Source organism: Leptospira abararensis, assembly GCF_016918735.1.
Lineage (GTDB): Bacteria > Spirochaetota > Leptospiria > Leptospirales > Leptospiraceae > Leptospira_A > Leptospira_A abararensis.
Window position 1 is genome coordinate 54,688 of record NZ_JAFFPR010000018.1, and the last position, 17,557, is coordinate 72,244.

Here is a 17,557-nt window from a genome sequence, read left to right on the forward strand (position 1 = left end):
TAAACGAATTTCCTCATTTCCTAGCTTTCCATTGATAATCCAATGGTTTTAATCTGTTTCCAAACCGTAAGCCATGAGGAAGAAAAAAAATGATCGGGAGCATCCGGCATTTCAATACAATCTAAACAATTCTGTTTGGCAAAAGTTCCAGTGTACGCTTTTGGAAACCACTTATCCTCTTTGGGAAGAAAGATCGTGTATTTGGTTCGTTTTTGGATGAAGGATCCATCCACAACAAATCCTGGTAGAAATAGATTCTTTAGAAAAATAGATAAGTCTTGGACTTGAATACGACTGTTTTTGATCGATACAGTTAAGTGTTGGATCTTTCCATCCTCTAGCCACAGAGAAGTTGCCAAAGTATCTAATATTTGTTTGTTGGGGTTCGTATCGTCAGAAACGCCAGGTAACAAAAGGAGCCGACTAAACTCTTCAATGGAACCAGATTCGTATAAAAACCGAAGGCTAAGGACACTATCTAAAATGGGGGAAAGTAAAAACAGATGCCGAAACGGAATTTGGTTGGCATACATCATAAGGGCTACCCCTCCCCCACTGTGACCAATTCCATACAGTTCTTTGTTCCGATAATCTCTTTCCTTTAAATAGCCATCTAACAATTGTATGGCAGTTTTAGGATCGTAGATTCCGGGAGAGTTTCCATGGGAAGGGGGATTAAACCGAATGAGGCGAATTCCTGAAGCCTCGAGCTCGCTATCTCGGATCCGAAACGATCTCGCATTTCCACCGGTGCTTGGCCAAAGGATAATTACCCCTCGAGCTTTTTCAGGAGAGGCCCCTGATTCGAAAATTTCGAGAGATTCCGATGAGTTCATAAGGATGATGAGCCTATCTGTTCCAAAGGATATCCATTCAAATGAATGTGGTTGCGGTTAACAGTAAATTACCGAATCAGTTGAATCTATAGTGTAGCGATGATAGGTTTTCCGTTTTGTACGATGACAGTATGTTCACACTGGGCAACATAACTGAGTTCCCCACGACGATTACTCGCAACTAGTGTCCAACCATCTTCTTCTTCATAAGCAGTTTGGCTTCCGGTAGAAATAAAAGACTCAATCGCAAGAACCAATCCATTACCCAATTTTCGTTGGTCTCGTTTTTCTTCATAAACCAAAACTTGAGGTTCTTCATGGAGTTTTTTTCCCGTTCCATGGCCTGCTAAATTTTTAATCACAGTAAATCCATTTTCCACAGCAGCAGAATGAATTTCTCTTCCAATATGACGTAAATAATTACCAGTGAACGCTTGTTCTGTGGCACGCATTGTTCCTTCGATTGCTGTTGCACAAAGTTTTTGGAGTGTTTCGTTAGACTCACCGACAACAAAGGAAATCCCTGTATCGGCATAGTAGCCGTCTAGTTTTGCCGAAACATCTATATTCACTAAATCACCATTCTTCAAAATGGTTTCTTTTTTCGGAATTCCATGGGCAATTTCATAATTTGTGCTGATACAAGTATAACCTGGAAATTGATAATCAAATTTGGGAGCGGAGAATGCCCCTGCTTTTTCAAACTCTTGTTTGGCGACAGTGTCCAAATCCCAGGTCGAAACTCCAGCTTTTGCTAAGAGTTTTAATAACTCACGCACCTTTGCTACAAACTTCCCTGCTTTTAAAATCCCTTGTAGGTCTTTTTCATTTTGTATCGACATCTAAACAATCTCCCCACCACAACTGGATCCCGCACCTGCAGTGCACCCGTAACAATGATTTGCTACAACGATCTCTCGACCAAGGAAGGATTGCAAATCGAAATCTTTTAGGTGTTTCACTTCTCTGGATTTCAAATCTAACATCTGGTTGAAATCACAATCATAGACTGTCCCGTCATACCCTACAGAAATTTGATCTAAACACATAAGACCTTCCACAGTAGCAGGATTGTATGCATTGACAAGAGTTTCCATATACATTTCAAATTTACCAGCCCTTACTAAAGAGCCCAAAAACCGATTGATAGGAAGGTTATTGATACAAAACAACTGGTTAAATATGATTCCAAATTTTTTAGAAAGAGATTCTTTATACTCTCTTTCTAACTGCGATTGACTGGAACTTAAAAAAAGTCCATTGGGGTTATACACCAAATGAATGGGTAGGTTTTTCCCATAACCAAGATCATTTAACTTCTTTAAGGCGGTGATGGATTTTTGGAATACACCTTTTCCTCTTTGGTTGTCTGTTGTGTTTTCCAAAACAGAAGGAAGTGAGGATATAATTTCCACTTGGTTCTCTGCTAAAAATTCGTACAACCATTCATAACCTGGTTCTTCCAAAATGGTAAGGTTACAACGATCAATCACACGTTTGCCTAAGTTTCGTGCCCCTTCGACTAGATGACGAAAGTGTGGGTTCCCCTCAGGAGCACCGCCGGTTATGTCTACCGTTTCCACTTCTGGAATTTTAGAAATTAAGTCCAAACAAAGATCCACAGTGGCCTTATCCATCATCTCGGTTCTCTTCGGAGATGCATCCACATGGCAATGGCGACAAGCTTGGTTACACCACCTTCCTACATTGATTTGAAAAACCTTCAAAGATCTTGCTGGAATTGATTTTCCTACAGTTTCGTGAAACGGCTTTCCACTATATGCTCGTAAGGTGGATAATTGTTCGGTTACTTCCATAAACTAAAAAGAAAGTTCGTCAATTTTATTTTGCATTTGTACACTATGAACCAAATTAATTCCTGCCGCCATAGCAGCTGCCACATGGACTGCTTCATTCATTTGTGCTTCATCTGCACCTTTTTGTAACGAAGTAGTGGTATAAGCATCAATACAATAAGGGCATTTTAAAGCATGGGAGACAGCAAGAGCAATCAGTGCCTTTTCTCTTTCTGTGAGAGCACCCTCTGCCATCACAGCATTGTAGTATCCAAAAAATTTGTCTGCTAAAGCGGGATTGGTGCGACCAATTTCCCCAAACTTTCCAAGATCTTTTGCGTTATAATAATGATTTTCTGCCATGGGTAACTCCTAATGGTTAGACTTTTAAAAGTCATCCAGGAGTCAATCCAGCCAGTTTTACTAATTGAATGGTCAGATAGGATTTTACTCAAATTGACTAATCAGTACAACAAATCCATTTAGCTTTAAGTAACGAACTTAGGCCTTCGTTTTTCGATAAGGGAATGGAATCCTTCCTGCCCGTCTGGAGACAAAATGACTTTTGTAAAGAGATCAGCATCGGTCTGAAAAAGAGATTCCATTCGCTTACGATAGGGTTCTCGTAAGGCTGTTTTCATTCCTCGGCTTGAGTTATTGGTTAGTTTAGCAAGTGATTCGGCAAATTTCATTGATTCACCAAACAACGTTTCGGCGCTAAATAATTCATCCACTAGTCCGATTTCTTTTGCTTCGGGTCCTTTGATTTGTTTTCCAGTGTATAAAAGGTCACGAGCCACCTTTACTCCTACCAAATCTTGTAAGACAATGGTTGGAATCGAAGGGAAGTTAAGGCCAACAATGGCTTCGGAAAACCCAATCCTTCCCCCTTTGTCTACCATGTATCTATAGTCAGAAAAGAGAGCAAACACAGCCCCAGCTGCCATACAATGTCCGTTTACGACGGCAATGGTAGGTACTGGAAATTGAAAATAGGTTTGGGCAGTTCTTAACAATTGTTCCACGGACTTACGAACATCGGATTCTGATTTTCCATACATCAGAGTAGGTTCGATCCCGTTGGAAAAAAACTGGGTTTGTGAGGATGTAAAAAGCAAAACACGCAAATTTGGATTATTTGCATGTTTGTTTAAGATTTGTTCGAATAAAACGAAAGCTTCAAAATCGAAGGTGTTCTTCTCATTGGACTGCATCTTGATTTCCAAGATGCGGTCTCCATGAAAAATCTCTGCAAATGGAGTCATATTAACTGTTTTTGTAGAGTTCTAAAATTCTGTCTTTGTATTTTTCTGTAATTACGTGTCGTTTCATCTTCATTAGGTTTGTTAGTTCATCACCCACTTCAAATGGTTTTGTAATGAGTGTTACATACTGCACTTGTTCGAAGTTTTTGAAACCCGTTTTAACACTGTTAAAATTACGAACTTCCTTTTTGTAAAAATCCACAATCTTAGGATTGGCGATTAGTTTTTCAGGATTTTTTTCGGAGATTCCATTTTCTTCTGCCCAAGGAATGAGAGCATCAAAGTCAGGAACAATGATAGCACCGAGAACTTTTTGGTCTTGGCCCACAATCATCGACTGTTTAATGTAAGTTGACTCATCGATTTTGTTTTCGATAGGAACCGGCTCTACGTTTTCTCCACCAAGAAGAACGATAGTGTCCTTCGCACGACCTGTGAGAGTCAGCGTCTTTTTGAAGTTAATCATCCCAATGTCACCGGTATTGAGCCAGTTGTCCACAATGGTTTTTTTGGTAGTTTCTGGATTTTTGTAATATCCTTTCATTACCTGAGGTCCTTTGATATGAACCACACCTTTAACACCTAACTTACCAAAGATGATATTTCTTTTATCGTCGATATGACAAAGGACATTTCCAGCATCATCGCGAAGTTGTACTTGGCTAAGTGGCACAATGTCACCCACAGATCCCATCACCGGTCTTTCAAAAGTTCGAGCCGAAATCACAGGACCTGTTTCCGTCATTCCGTAACCTTCAAGAACGGTAATACCGATATCCATAAAGAAAGCATCCACATGTTTCTGAAGAGCTCCACCACCGGATAAAGTAGCACGTAAATGCCCTCCCGTAGCTTGTCGAATTTTCGAAAGAACGATTCGATCCAAAGTAAAGGAGTTAAAAAGAGCTCCGAGGCCAGCAAGCACATAAAGTGGAGTTCTGAATGCACTGTCCTCTGGCAAACCAAACTGTGCTCCCAAAATAGCAAGGATAGTCACAGTGAATGGGCCAGTTAACAAAAGTTTAATGACAGAAAAAATAGCCAATCCTAAGGATTGGAAAATGTTTCTTCCTTCATAATCCACTTCCCAACCTTTTAAAAATCGAATGGCTGCATGGTAGTGTTTAGAAAAGAAGTATGCGACTTTGAACAAAAACCTTCTCACAGGAGGAGTTTGTTTGGGATCGTTAATACGTGTGTAAATCCCATTGTAAATACTTTCCCAAACACGGGGAGCCGAAGCCATAAAGGTAGGTCTTGCTTTTTGGATGTCGTTACGAAGTTCTGTTACTTTTGTATAATAAGTAGAACCACCATTGATGATAGCAAAGTATTCAACAACACGTTCAAAGATATGCCACACAGGGAGGATAGACAACATACGATCGTCAGGTGATACTTTAGCAACGCGAGGAACTACATAGTGCATTTGGTGGATCATGTTGGAATGCATAAGCATCACACCTTTTGGCATTCCTGTGGTTCCTGAAGTATAAATGAGAGTGTACAAATCGTCCGGTTTGATTCCGGCCATTCGTTTTTCAGCTTCTCGTTTTCCTTTAGCACGCATATCTCTCCCTTTTTCTAGGAGATCATAAAAATGAAGGATTCCAGCACCTGATTTGAGTTTGGTGTCTTTGTCCATAATGATGACGGTTTTAACCGACTTCACTTGGGATTTGTTGTTTTTGTATTTTTCGTATACTTTATCGTTTTCTAAGAAAACAACTTTCGCTTCCGAATGGTTCAAAATATAAACAATTTCTGAATCTGTGATATCAGAACCCCGTGGAACGTTGGCGGCACCTGCAGTTAACACCGCACAATCAGCGATGATCCATTCCATACGGTTGTCAGCAAGAACACCCACGTGTTCTCTTGCCTTAACTCCTAAATCAATGAGGGCTTCTGCCAGTGCGAGTCCGTCTTCGTAGAGTTCCTTGTAAGTGAGGGCTTGGTAATCCTTTTGGGCATTCTTATACCAGAATGCGGGTCTTGGACCGAATTTTTCTGCGGATTCCTTATAAACGTCTGCTAGGTTATTTGCCATATCTCTCCATCTAAAAGCGGTCTTTATGATAGACCCTACTTTCAGATGGTCAAGAGAAATTTAGGCATTTAGTCCCAGTGGAACCCTTCGCGTTGGTGTCCTTTTTTCAAGTGTCGTTCGCGAATTTCGCGAAGTTTGGTCATTTGAGAGAGATTGAGTAGGTTACCTGCCGCAAGTCCCATTTGAGGGAGCAGGCTTTGATCTTGTGTGTTGGCTAAAAACTGGTTGGTCTTCACAAAGGAGCTTTTAAACTCCAAATTCATATCGGGATAGAAATCCATACAAGCCTCCGTGCTTTCCGGTTTCCGGGGTATTTGTTTTTAAGGTTTCCCACCATCCGTGGTAAGTAGCCTTTCCCCAATATATGTATCGCCGGAAAATGAATATCCTGAAGCAAAAAATTTTGCTTGTACTATTTTTTTTTATCTGGTGATTGGTATTCGTTCATGACGATTCGATTGGAAAATTCTACTGGCAGACGGAACGGGCGTTTCGTTGCTTACGAGTACGGGGAAGACCTGTTTGGCACCCTGTATTTGAACAAATTTTCTGGCCGCGAAAGAGGTCGTCTGATCGATAAATGGAGATTAAATGACTTAGGAAGTCTAATCCGTGTACTCGACACAGAGATTTCTCGCAGGGAAGAAGAAAATTACGAACGACCCCTTTTCCACTAATCCAACTTATGTTTTCCTAAACCTTAGGAACAAACGTTACCAAAACAAAATACAATCCCTTTCTCAAAAACTAAGGAAAGTTTCTATTTTCCGCTTTGTTACCTTTGCCCTTTTTACTAGTGCTCTTATACTTTGTTATCTAACCAAACAATCCTGGAAAGAATATACATATTCCTTTCTCATTCTCATTCCCTTTGTCTATTTGGTGCAGTTATATGCAAAACGGAAAATACAGATCGAATATGCAAAAAAAACACAGACCTTTGTTTTGGAAGAGATCAACAGACTTCGTGGTGAGTTTAAAAAGTTAAAAACACGAGAACTTTGGGAATATCCTGAATTTGTGCGAAACCATCCTCTATCGATTGATTTAGACCTTTGCACCAAACAAGGATTTCTCGGAATTTATGATACAACCATTACCGAAATTGGATTCCAAACCTATCTCAAACGTTTTTTGCAAGAACCAATCGAAGATATAAAACTCAATTTTGATCCGATTGAAATTAAAATAATTTTAAACCAACCTTTTCGCGCTTACCATTTGCTCCGAAAGTTTTTGGTTCCCGAATCAGAAACCAATGAAAAGTTTCCTCTACCGCGGGTGAGTGCAGAAAATTCTTTTTGGAAAAAAAGGGGGGGGTTAAAGTATTTTTTCCCAATTTGGGGGATATTCTCACCTATTTATTTGGTTCTTGGATTGTTATTTGATCTGCCACTGATCCCTTTACTTCTACTAACCAATGGACTATTATTTTTGAGTTACAGAAATGACTCATTAAAACAATGGAAAGAAATTAAAACTTTGTCTTCTGGGGCGGGAAGATTTGAAAAAACTTTTGTTTATTTGGCAAAAGATCGAAAGACCACCAAACGAATGATTGGTCAAATTTCTTCTTTAGGAGATTCTTCTGAATTACTCATCTCTCCCCTCCCTCACCTCGTTCTCAATATTTTATTTTTATGGGACCTATGGAAAATTAAGTCCTTAGAAAAATGGAAACTGAAGTTTGAAAACCTTTGGAATGGTCTGCAATTTCTTATCATAAGAACAGATGCAGAGCTTCCCTTTGTGAATTTTGGATTTTTATTTCCTGAAGCTACCTTTGCCACTTCCTCTCCAACTGGGAATCTCAGTGCGACGAGTTTGGTTCATCCTTTACTTCCCAAAGAAAGCCGTGTGTTCAATCCACTTACGAAAATGTCACCTGGGGATTTAATGATTGTGACCGGATCCAATATGAGTGGAAAGACTACTTATCTAAGATCCATCGCCATGTCATTATTACTTGCTGGAACGGGTGCTCCTGTGCTTGGTTCGGAGTTTGAATTTCCTGAATTCCAAATCCATACACTGATTCGCTCCCAAGATTCCATGGAAGATGGGGTTTCCTTTTTTTATAGTGAGGTGAGACGTTTGTCTTCTATCATCCAAACGGCTGACAATCATAAGAAGGTTCCCGTTTTGTTTTTGGACGAAATTTTAAAGGGAACGAATTCCAAAGAAAGGTACATTGCCACTAGAGAGATTCTTTCTGTCTTACGGGAAAAACAAACGATAGTATTTTTAACAACTCACGATTTAAAACTCGCAGAAATTCCTTGGGCCAAACGATTTCACTTCACCGAACTTGAAATAGATGGACAAATGGATTTTGATTATAAGATTCGAGATGGAGTGTCCGGTTCCACAAACGCCCTCAAGATTTTGAAAAAGGAAGGAATTCCGATTCGTAACGAAGAAGAGTGAAATTTCTATTCTAAGTCTTATTTTCCACCATTTTCATTCTTTTCCAACAGCGCTTCATAAGTTAGTTTTATTTTTCCTTTTCTTCCTCTTCCCCACCAAACAGTGACTTGATTCCTTTCCACCCCCTTTTTACACCGCCAGAGACATTATCCACTGCTTTATCGACATAGTCAGACATAGCTGAGCCTGCAATCCCACCAACAGCTGCACCAGCAGGGCTTGCAAGAAAGATGGTTCCAGCATAGACAGAACCAAGCCAGATGGGATCTATGAATGGAGCCGAAACTCCATAAGTTCCTCTATAGATAATGGGAAGTTTTAATGCCCTACCGGCAACACCTGGAAAACCAATGGTAAACCTCATATCGATATTTTTATTAAATCCAATTTTACCACCGCCAGAACCTGCGATTCCATCTGCCTTCAATGCGAAGTTGCGTATTTCAATCGATTCGTTTGCATAATGAAAATCAAATTTTAACTCACGATAAGGAGTGGCTCGACTAAAATCCACTTTCTTCAAATTGATTACACTACCAATCGAACTAATTGGCTTCAAAATGTTTGTATAACTAAGAAGTTCGCCGTTAGAAGCATTGACATTCCCCAATACTTGTATATTAGAAATAAGTCCATCCTCTGTATCTGCAGGGGATACCAAAACAAATTCAGAATCCAATTTTCCTGTGATAGGAGAAATCTTAAAAAGATCAGAGAGTATCGGAGCCACACTTAAATTTTTGATATTACCTTTTATCTCTAAACCTGCATTGTTTCCCCAAAGATAATGACCTGTTCCATTCACAATTCCTTCGTAGGCCTTTAAATCATATTTAGTGATCTGGAGCTTTCTTTTTGCATAATGTAAGTTTAATTTTAGAAAATCTGCATGGAAATCTCCTGCATTTAGATTTCGCAAATTAAAATTTAAATATACATTCATTCGATTTACATAGCCTGTGCTTGGAATGTCTCTCGTTAGAATTGATTTTTCGAAATCAGGATCGACCCAAATTTTAATAACCTTAATGATACTAGGAACATCTAAATATTCCGAAGTCCCTTCAAAAGAAATTGTTGGAGATAGGGGTGGCTTTAAAAAATTTACATATCCTGATCCGCTTAACTTGGATTTTCCCTTCCAATCAACAAGAATGTTTGCAAAAGATATTTTTTTCTCTTGAATGTCATAATTGATAATTGTTGATACATGGCCGTCTGCGAATGTTTTACCATCTTTTAAAGCTAAGTCTTTAATGTGCAATCGATCGACAATCGCGTATATTTTTGTCTCGTCTCGTTTGTAAAAAGGGATATTACCTGTAGTTTTTGCTAAACGCAAATCACCATAAGTAAAAATGATTACTATATCGTGAAGGTCCGAACCTGTTAAGTTTTGAAAAGAAAATTCTCCTTCAAATCTCGCCGATTCATAGGTCATTTCATCAGTAACAAACAAAAAGTTTGAACTAAAAGATATTGGCTCATCATTTAACTTACCATAGATATATACATCAAAATTTCTCAAATCTCGATCCAACTGAAAGGTGGTTTCCCAAAGATACAATTTGATGTTTCGTGAATACAGTTTATCTTCAAATAGGATTGTGATGTTTTTAATTTCGATTTGGTTTACAAAGTTAGCGAATACTTTGGAAAAATAGTATTTTGTCTCAGAAGGAACAACCTCTTCAGTACCTTGGGTTGTTTTTTCTGGAATCACCTCTGACTTAGAGAGAACACGTTCAAACATTGGAAAAGATTCATCCTTTTCACGTGTGATCTCCACAGTTCCTGTATTGAGATATATCTTTCTGATTTCTAAAGCTTGGCCAACAAAAACACCATAATAAACTTCGATTCTAAGTTTGTGAACCTGGATCAACTCATCTTCGTTCTTTGATACAGTCACCTCGGCCAACTCAATCCCTGGAAAAGGAAAGAACACTGGCTCTGATGTTTGGTAATTCACCTGTAGGCCCGTGAGTTGATTTGTTGTATCTAAAATTAATTTTTTATAATAATCTGGATCTGCTAACAGTGGATACAGAATAAAAAACATCGTCATAGAAACGACAAATATTAGAGTCAGTAGGATTTTACCGACCACTCCTTTGATTTTGTCACGAATACTTAAGTTCATTAAAATTTTACTTTAAAGGGAAATGACATTTTACTCTACTTGTTGGTGTAGGAAAACTTTCCGCAGGTTCTTCCGTTTTACAAATATCTTGAACAATGGGGCATCTTGTATGGAACCTACAGCCTTTGGGTTTGTTCATCAAACTAGGAATTTCTCCCTTCAATGTCTTCGTAACTCTTGTTCGATCCTTTAAATCAAAACTAGCAGAAAATAAAGCCCTTGTGTAGGGATGTAAGGGCGCTTTGCTGATCTCATCACGGCTTCCTTCTTCGACAATTTGTCCTAAATACATGACAGCAATTCTATCAGATACATGTTTTACAATATTCAAGTCATGAGATATAAACAAATAAGATAGTCCATATTTATCACGTAATAACAAAATATTATTAATTACTTGTGCTTGCGTTGAAATATCTAATGCCGAAACTGCTTCATCACAAACAACAAGGTTTGGTTCTAAAATCAAAGCCCTAGCGATAGCAATCCTCTGCCTTTGTCCACCGCTGAACTCATGTGGGTAACGATGTAAAATATCGGATGGTAAATTTACCTCTGTTAGTGCTTTAACTGCTTTTTCTTTTTTCTCTGCCGGGGATAAGTTTGGAAAATGGATTTGTAATCCTTCGGTTATGATTTCCTCAATCGTAAAACGAGGGTTTAATGAAGAATACGGGTCTTGAAATACAACTTGGATTTTTCGTTTAAGTGCTTTTTGTTCTTCTTTAGGAATGTTTTTAATTTCTTTATCTTCAAACTGAATGGAACCAGAATCAAACGGTAATAAAGATAAAATCGCCCGACCAATGGTGGACTTACCACAACCAGATTCTCCCACAAGTCCTAAAATCTTTCCTTGTGGAATTTCAAAACTAACTCCCTCAACGGCCACGAGTCGTTTAGAAGAAAAAGAAAGTGATTGCGATTGTTTATACGATACAACTAAGTCTTTTACTTTAAGCACTTTCATTACCTCCGTATAAAAAACAATCTACTGATTGATGCTCAGCGATCGGTATTGTTTGAGGAACTGATAGATTACAAATTGGAAGTTTTTCATTACAACGCGTGTGGAACCGGCACCCTGTGGGATAGGATTTGGGAGAAGGAACAATCCCTTCGATGGTAACTAATTTTTTACCAATATTCTCATGGGTGGGATAAGCAGCAATTAAGGCTTGTGTGTATGGATGTTTGGGACTGTCAATGACATCGGCCACATTTCCTTGTTCGATGATCTTTCCCGCATACATCACGGCAATCCGATCCGCAATATGGCTTACGAGTCCAATATCATGAGAAATAAAAAGAACCGACATTCCATTTTCTTTCCGTAATTCTTTTAGAAGTTCAATCAACTGCAATTGGATGGTGACATCTATGGCACTTGTGGGTTCATCGGCGATTAAAATTTTTGGATCACACATGAGTGCCATTGCAATACAAACTCTTTGCAACATCCCACCCGAAAATTGATTAGGATATTGCCCCAATCTAAGTTTTGCATCGGTAATCCCAACTCTTTCGAGAAGATAAATCGCTTTATCTTCAGCTTCTTGTTTGGAACCAAGCCCATGTAATAAAAATCCTTCGGTAAGTTGGGCTCCAATTTTATGGAGAGGATTTAACGCAGAAAATGGTTCTTGGAATACATAAGAAATTTCCTTTCCACGAACAGATCTTAGGTGGTCTTGTGAAGAATTGAGCAAATCATTCTCTTCAAATAAAATAGATCCTGTGGGATACAAAGTTGTGTTGGATGGCAATAGTTGAGTGAGGGCCAAACTAGTGATAGACTTTCCACAACCAGACTCACCGACAAGAGCCAAAGTTTCCCCTTTTGCCAAATAAAAATTTACATGATCAACGATGGGCAAAATCCCATCATCAGTTTTAATTTGAATGGAGAGGTCTTTAACTTGGATGGCTTTTGGACTTGCACTCATTCGTAAACCACCTTGTCTTTGGGATCAAACGCATCCCGGAGTCCCTCACCAACAAATGCCGAAAACAAAATGGTCAGAAACAAAGCCACGGATGGAAAGGTAATCAACCACCAGGCCGTGAGTCTTTCTCTTCCTTGCCCAATCAACTCTCCCCAAGAAGGATTGGGAGCTGGAATTCCGTAACCCAAAAAGTCAAGGGCCGAAAGAACAGAGATTGCTGAAATTAATATAAAAGGTAAAAAAGTAACAAGAGGTGTAATGGAATTCGGAAGTAGGTGACGCATAATGATTGAAAAAGAAGAGGCTCCTAAAGTTTTTGCTGCATCAACAAACTGTTGTTTGCGGAGTTTTAAAAACTCACCACGCATATAATAACTGAGTCCAATCCAACTCAAAGATCCGTAAGTAACAATGAGTACCATAAATCCACGTCCAAAAAAAGAACCCATAATCAAAATCAAATATAGGAATGGAATCGCAGATAAGATTTCTATAATCCTTTGTAAAAACAAATCCAATCGACCCACAAAATATCCCTGAATTCCACCGATAAAGGAGGCAAGGAGGATCTCGACAATGATGAGGATCAAACTAAAAGTCATCGCCAACCGATATCCATAAATGATACGAGTGAACACATCCCGACCCCGATCATCGGTTCCCATCCAATGACGAAGTGAAGGTTTAGAAGGAGGATTGGTTCCTTCTTCTAAACTTTCCAAATTGTCTTCATTTACACCAAAAGGGATAGGTGGAAACAACATATGATTGGATGAATCGACAAACCGCGACTCTTTACTGAGTTTTTTATAATTGGGTTCGGTTAGATTGGCTCCACCAAACTTTGTTTCTGGATAAAAACTAAAAATAGGAAACGAAACACTCCCTTCATACAAAATGAATAGTGGTTTATTATTGATAAGAAGAGGGGAAAACAAAGACAATATATAAGTATAAAAAAGAATTAACATCGAATAATAAGCACGTTTATTCTTTTTAAACTTTTCCCACTTACGAATGTTTGCCGGGTTTGAAATAAAATTCATTCGAAATCAATCCTCGGATCTATCAGTATATAACAGAAATCGGAGACAATCTTTCCGATTAGTCCTAAAAAACTTTGAGCAAGAAGTAAACCCATCATAAGATCCGTGTCCCTTTCTCTAACTGCTTCAAAACTTAATAGGCCCATCCCATCGATATTAAAGACCAACTCAATGAACAAAGAACCTGAAAAAATTAAAGTTAAGTTACTTCCGAAACCAGTAGCGATCGGAATGAGTGAATTTCGAAATGCATGACGAAAGATGGAATCCGAAAAACTAAGTCCTTTGGATACGGCCGTGCGAACATATTCTTTTGCAATTTGATCTAATAAACTATTTTTCATGAGTAGTGTAAGGACTGCAAAACTTCCTACCACATAACAGATCACAGGTAAAAACATATGAGCAAGTCGATCGTTTACCTTTCCCCAAAAACTCAAATCTTCATAGAAGTCAGAAACTTCATGCCCTAAAGGAAAAAAGGAGAATACCTCTCCCGAGGCAAACAAATATAAGAGTAACATCGCAAAGGCGAAAACTGGTAAAGAATAGGTAAAAAAGATAATAAAACTAGAAATGAAATCGAACCGGCTTCCTTCTTTTAATGCCTTCTGAATTCCGAGAGGAATACAAATCAAATAAGTTAAAAAGAAACCAGAAAGTCCAAAAAAAAGAGATACAGGAAGTTTTTCTACAATGAGTTCTGATACCTTACGAGAGTGTAACCTTGACTCCCCTAAATCAAATTGAACAATTTGTTTCAGCCAAAGTAGATAAGCAATTGGCGCGGGTTTGTCTAAATGGAGCCTTTGTTTGATGAGTTCGATTTCTTCCTGCGAAATTTGTTTGGTCGAAGCACCAGCTAAATTTCCTGTACCTTTTAGTTTGGCGATCTCACTATTCAGTGGGCCCCCTGGAGCAAAATGGGAAATCAAAAAAACAAGGAAAGTGATTCCAAGTAAGGTTGGAAAGATGAGTAAAAAACGTTTTAGAAAATATTTCCACATGTCTTAGAACTCCCACCACTCTTTCGGTTTTTTGTAACCTTTCAATTCTAAATATCCTTTGGCTGACTTTTTTTGAATTGGATCTCTGGCTTCCACTCCACCCTCCCAATAAATTGTGGATGTTGACTTACTTCCGTCAAACTCTTGTTCATTGAAAATGGGAGACACTATCCATTCTCCACCAGGGTATTTGATTTTCCAGTGGAGTGGGTATTCTATTTTTGTAGCGGGGCTTTTCCAAAAGGATCCTACAGTTTCCATTTGGATTTGACCCGGTTCCTTCCAATAGGTAGTTTTTCCTTCTGGATTTCGATAAGTTCCAAAAATATCTGGGTCCTCTTGGCTTGACTCCCGAAATCGGAAAAATACAAAGTCCTCACCTAAATTGTCCGACAAACAAATCCAATCCCAACCAGTTTCCCCTGTAGCCAAAGTAGGGATAGACTTTGAATTTTTTTCACTCCACTCATGATCCATCCAAGAATTTCCAGAAACAATAGTCTCCCTCTTCCCATTTATAAAAAGATTTCCCTTTGTTTTGAGTCTCGGATAACTATAGTAATACGAAAAAATATTGGCATTACGGTTGGATTTAATAGAGATCCCATCTTTGCCATGGACAAGGATTTTTCCATTTCCTTGTAACTCCAAATCCAAACTCAAATCTTTTGATTTTGACTCAGCCACAATATGAAACTTATCTTTGGAAATAATCTCCAACCGATAGGTTCCACTATAAATGAATTTATCTGAATATCCAGAAAGACCACCTATGGTTCGTTTGATGGTTTGGGCATTTTTATACTTTTTAGAAGAAAAATCAGAAATCGCAAAATGAACAGGATACACTTCTGGATTCCAATCGGTTTCATCAGAAAACTTCAGTCGAAAAAAAGACAATTCATAGCCATATAAATTTCCTTTATCAGATTCTAAATGCCCCACAAAGTAACACCACTCCAACCCAAAATCAGAATGAAAACTATGATCTTTGGGAAAACTAAAATGAAAAAAAAGGAGTGATAGGATTAAAACTTTGATTCTATTCATCAGGTAAAGACTCCCACTTCTTTTCAAGTGGAAGGATATGAAGATAAGATTCCTCAATTCTTTTCATCTTTTCGATGACATCTTTCATTTTTTTCTTTTCGTTTAACTTTCGATACAATTGTGCTAAGTTATACAAATTAGATAAATTTGAGTCATTGATGGAATGAGCCTTTTTCCATTCTACTTCTGCTTTTTCAAACATTTCCATTTGGTAATAACAATATCCAAGAACTGAATGTGATTTAAAATGATTGGTTTTGAATTTATTATAAGACTCTAACAAATGGATGGCTTTTTCAAAATTCTGACTATAGGCAAGTGCCTTCCCATAAGAAAGTTGGGTATCAAGTTCACGAGGTAAAATTTGATGTGCTTGTTCATAAAAAACTACAGCCTCATTGAATTCTTTTTTTCGGTAAGCTTCATCTCCTTTCGCTTTAATCAAATTGAATTCGGGAAGCCTGGGAGACAACTGAAGACCAAGTAATGTGATATCATCCATTGGGTCTGTACCCATAGTAAACTCTTTGTGAATGGTTAGGATGGTTTCCACAGTTTCTTGGATGGATTTTTCAAAAGTGGTTTCGATGATTTGGATGAGTCTATGTTCTCCAAACGCGATTCCCTTATCATTTTCTGCTTCGGTGAGTCCGTCTGTGTATAAAAATAATTTATCACCCGGCTCCAATTGGATTTGCAGATCTCTAAACGTATCGCCGGCATCGGGAAACATACCCAGGAAGGTTCCGTCTCCTTCACAAATTTCAGCTCGTTTTGTTTTTGCTCGATAAAGAATGGGCCTTGGGTGGCCGGCAACGGAATACAAAACTTTATAATCATCATGAATCAAAACATAAACACAAGTTGTGTAACCTTGTTGTTTGACTAAGTCTAACAACTCCCGATTAATTAGTTTGAATGTTTCCGATGGTTTTGGTTTTTTAAAATTGGAAAAAAGTAACTTAGATAATGCCGTAATAAAAGCTGCAGGGACTCCGTGACCAGAAACATCACAAACAGCAACTCCCAACTTATCCATATTATACGGAAAGTAATCATAATAATCCCCACTCACTTCTTGCATTGGGGTAAATGCTGTCCAAAACTGGATTCCATTCCAATCGGGAATGATTTCTGGAATAAGACCCTTCTGGATGTTTTTTGCCAACCGTAAGTCCTTTTCCATTGAGAGTTGTTTTTTTTCTAATTCTTGTTTGAAAGATTTTAATACTTCAACTGCCGCTTCTAAATCGCGATTTTCGATCGCTAGTTCCCTAGACTTTCCTACAACATCTTTCACATCGATAATAGAAATTTCTTCCAGTTGGGAATCCACTCTAGAGGTAACCATCACTCGATGCCTGTTTGTTAAATCGTCTTTTGTCAAACGCGAGCGAGACAAAAACAAATTGTCTTCCAACCATTCCATTTCATATTCATTGGAATCGGCCCCAAATAAAATATCATCACCTAACTCTTTGTGAGATACATGGATTCCAAAAAGTTTTGTTTTAGTCATTCGGATATTGAATTCTTTGAGTTCAAAGAGGACGGCAAGCCCGTTCAACATCCCTTGAAAAAATACGGCATCGTACCACTTCTCTTGGTATTCAGGTAAGTAATTGAATAGAAATATCACTTTTTGATTGGAAACAGGTTTTACATTTAGATAGACTGCTCGCGTTAGGCGACCAATCAAAATAGGAAGACGTTCTATCATCTCCTCCAAATCAATCCGAGAATCATCCAGAGGAAGTAAATCATACGCATTCGTGATAAGACTTTCTGTACCAAGATGATACAGAATTCCTGAAATATCGAGGGATTGGGATATAATTTGAATGATTTTATCTTCTAAATCTTGAGAGATCCAATAGTTAGGATCTTTTAGAATTCGATTGTAAATCGTATCATCTAAATTTTCCGGAAAGGGATTGGTGTGGCGTGATAAATGATTCTCGCGTTGATACACTTGAATCAGTCCCGAGACA

Annotated in this window: 16 protein-coding genes; 2 read left to right on the forward strand and 14 right to left on the reverse strand. The window is 38.3% G+C overall.

Translation table 11 applies throughout. The features are described from left to right. Nucleotides 1-20 precede the first annotated feature (20 nt). From JWG40_RS05100 to JWG40_RS05130, 7 genes are all read right to left on the reverse strand, one after another. Nucleotides 21-836 (reverse strand): alpha/beta fold hydrolase, encoded by an 816-nt coding sequence (locus tag JWG40_RS05100; protein ID WP_205284781.1) that lies wholly within the window; start codon nt 834-836, stop codon nt 21-23. 86 nt (nt 837-922) lie between these two features. Then, complete coding sequence (gene map, locus JWG40_RS05105; RefSeq protein ID WP_205284782.1) at nt 923-1,678, reverse strand: type I methionyl aminopeptidase; 756 nt, start codon at nt 1,676-1,678, stop codon at nt 923-925. Next, nucleotides 1,679-2,653: an arsenosugar biosynthesis radical SAM (seleno)protein ArsS gene (gene arsS, locus JWG40_RS05110; RefSeq protein WP_205284783.1), complete on the reverse strand. Its 975-nt coding sequence runs from the start codon at nt 2,651-2,653 to the stop codon at nt 1,679-1,681. A 3-nt stretch (nt 2,654-2,656) separates the two neighbouring features. Beyond that, nucleotides 2,657-2,995: an arsenosugar biosynthesis-associated peroxidase-like protein gene (locus JWG40_RS05115; protein ID WP_205271549.1), complete on the reverse strand. Its 339-nt coding sequence runs from the start codon at nt 2,993-2,995 to the stop codon at nt 2,657-2,659. A gap of 125 nt (nt 2,996-3,120) precedes the next feature. Next, nucleotides 3,121-3,897 carry an enoyl-CoA hydratase/isomerase family protein gene (locus JWG40_RS05120; RefSeq protein ID WP_205284784.1) on the reverse strand — a complete coding sequence of 259 codons (777 nt, stop codon included), beginning with the start codon at nt 3,895-3,897 and terminating at the stop codon, nt 3,121-3,123. A gap of 1 nt (nt 3,898) precedes the next feature. After that, the gene (locus tag JWG40_RS05125; protein WP_205284785.1) at nt 3,899-5,947 is read right to left on the reverse strand and encodes an AMP-dependent synthetase/ligase; all 2,049 of its coding nucleotides are present in this window, start codon (nt 5,945-5,947) and stop codon (nt 3,899-3,901) included. Between the two features lie 68 nt (nt 5,948-6,015). Continuing rightward, nucleotides 6,016-6,228, reverse strand: coding sequence for a hypothetical protein (locus JWG40_RS05130; protein WP_408611486.1), 213 nt, complete (start codon nt 6,226-6,228; stop codon nt 6,016-6,018). Between the two features lie 165 nt (nt 6,229-6,393). On the opposite strand from JWG40_RS05130, the gene JWG40_RS19890 reads away from it, so the two are divergent. Together JWG40_RS19890 and JWG40_RS05135 are read left to right on the forward strand one after the other, a co-directional pair. Beyond that, nucleotides 6,394-6,624, forward strand: a complete 231-nt coding sequence (locus tag JWG40_RS19890; RefSeq protein WP_084764902.1) for a hypothetical protein — start codon at nt 6,394-6,396, stop codon at nt 6,622-6,624. 229 nt (nt 6,625-6,853) lie between these two features. After that, nucleotides 6,854-8,374, forward strand: coding sequence for a MutS-related protein (locus tag JWG40_RS05135; protein ID WP_205284894.1), 1,521 nt, complete (start codon nt 6,854-6,856; stop codon nt 8,372-8,374). 67 nt (nt 8,375-8,441) lie between these two features. Here the strand turns inward: JWG40_RS05135 and JWG40_RS05140 are convergent, their stop codons facing one another. From JWG40_RS05140 to JWG40_RS05170, 7 genes are read right to left on the reverse strand one after another with little or no spacing between them, the layout of a single operon-like run. Beyond that, nucleotides 8,442-10,517, reverse strand: coding sequence for an AsmA family protein (locus tag JWG40_RS05140; protein ID WP_205284786.1), 2,076 nt, complete (start codon nt 10,515-10,517; stop codon nt 8,442-8,444). Between the two features lie 7 nt (nt 10,518-10,524). Then, nucleotides 10,525-11,481, reverse strand: coding sequence for an ABC transporter ATP-binding protein (locus JWG40_RS05145; RefSeq protein ID WP_205284895.1), 957 nt, complete (start codon nt 11,479-11,481; stop codon nt 10,525-10,527). Continuing rightward, complete coding sequence (locus JWG40_RS05150) at nt 11,474-12,463, reverse strand: ABC transporter ATP-binding protein (protein ID WP_205284787.1); 990 nt, start codon at nt 12,461-12,463, stop codon at nt 11,474-11,476. Before JWG40_RS05150 ends, JWG40_RS05145 begins: the two co-directional genes overlap by 8 nt. Then, the gene (locus tag JWG40_RS05155) at nt 12,460-13,509 is read right to left on the reverse strand and encodes an ABC transporter permease subunit (protein WP_205284788.1); all 1,050 of its coding nucleotides are present in this window, start codon (nt 13,507-13,509) and stop codon (nt 12,460-12,462) included. The genes JWG40_RS05150 and JWG40_RS05155 overlap by 4 nt, the downstream gene beginning before the upstream one ends. Further along, the gene (locus tag JWG40_RS05160; protein ID WP_002972926.1) at nt 13,506-14,516 is read right to left on the reverse strand and encodes an ABC transporter permease subunit; all 1,011 of its coding nucleotides are present in this window, start codon (nt 14,514-14,516) and stop codon (nt 13,506-13,508) included. Before JWG40_RS05160 ends, JWG40_RS05155 begins: the two co-directional genes overlap by 4 nt. 3 nt (nt 14,517-14,519) lie before the next feature. Beyond that, the gene (locus JWG40_RS05165; RefSeq protein WP_205284789.1) at nt 14,520-15,566 is read right to left on the reverse strand and encodes a lipocalin-like domain-containing protein; all 1,047 of its coding nucleotides are present in this window, start codon (nt 15,564-15,566) and stop codon (nt 14,520-14,522) included. Beyond that, on the reverse strand, nt 15,559-17,538 hold the full coding sequence (locus JWG40_RS05170; protein ID WP_205284896.1) for a SpoIIE family protein phosphatase: 1,980 nt from the start codon (nt 17,536-17,538) through the stop codon (nt 15,559-15,561). Before JWG40_RS05170 ends, JWG40_RS05165 begins: the two co-directional genes overlap by 8 nt. Between the last annotated feature and the right edge of the window lie 19 nt (nt 17,539-17,557).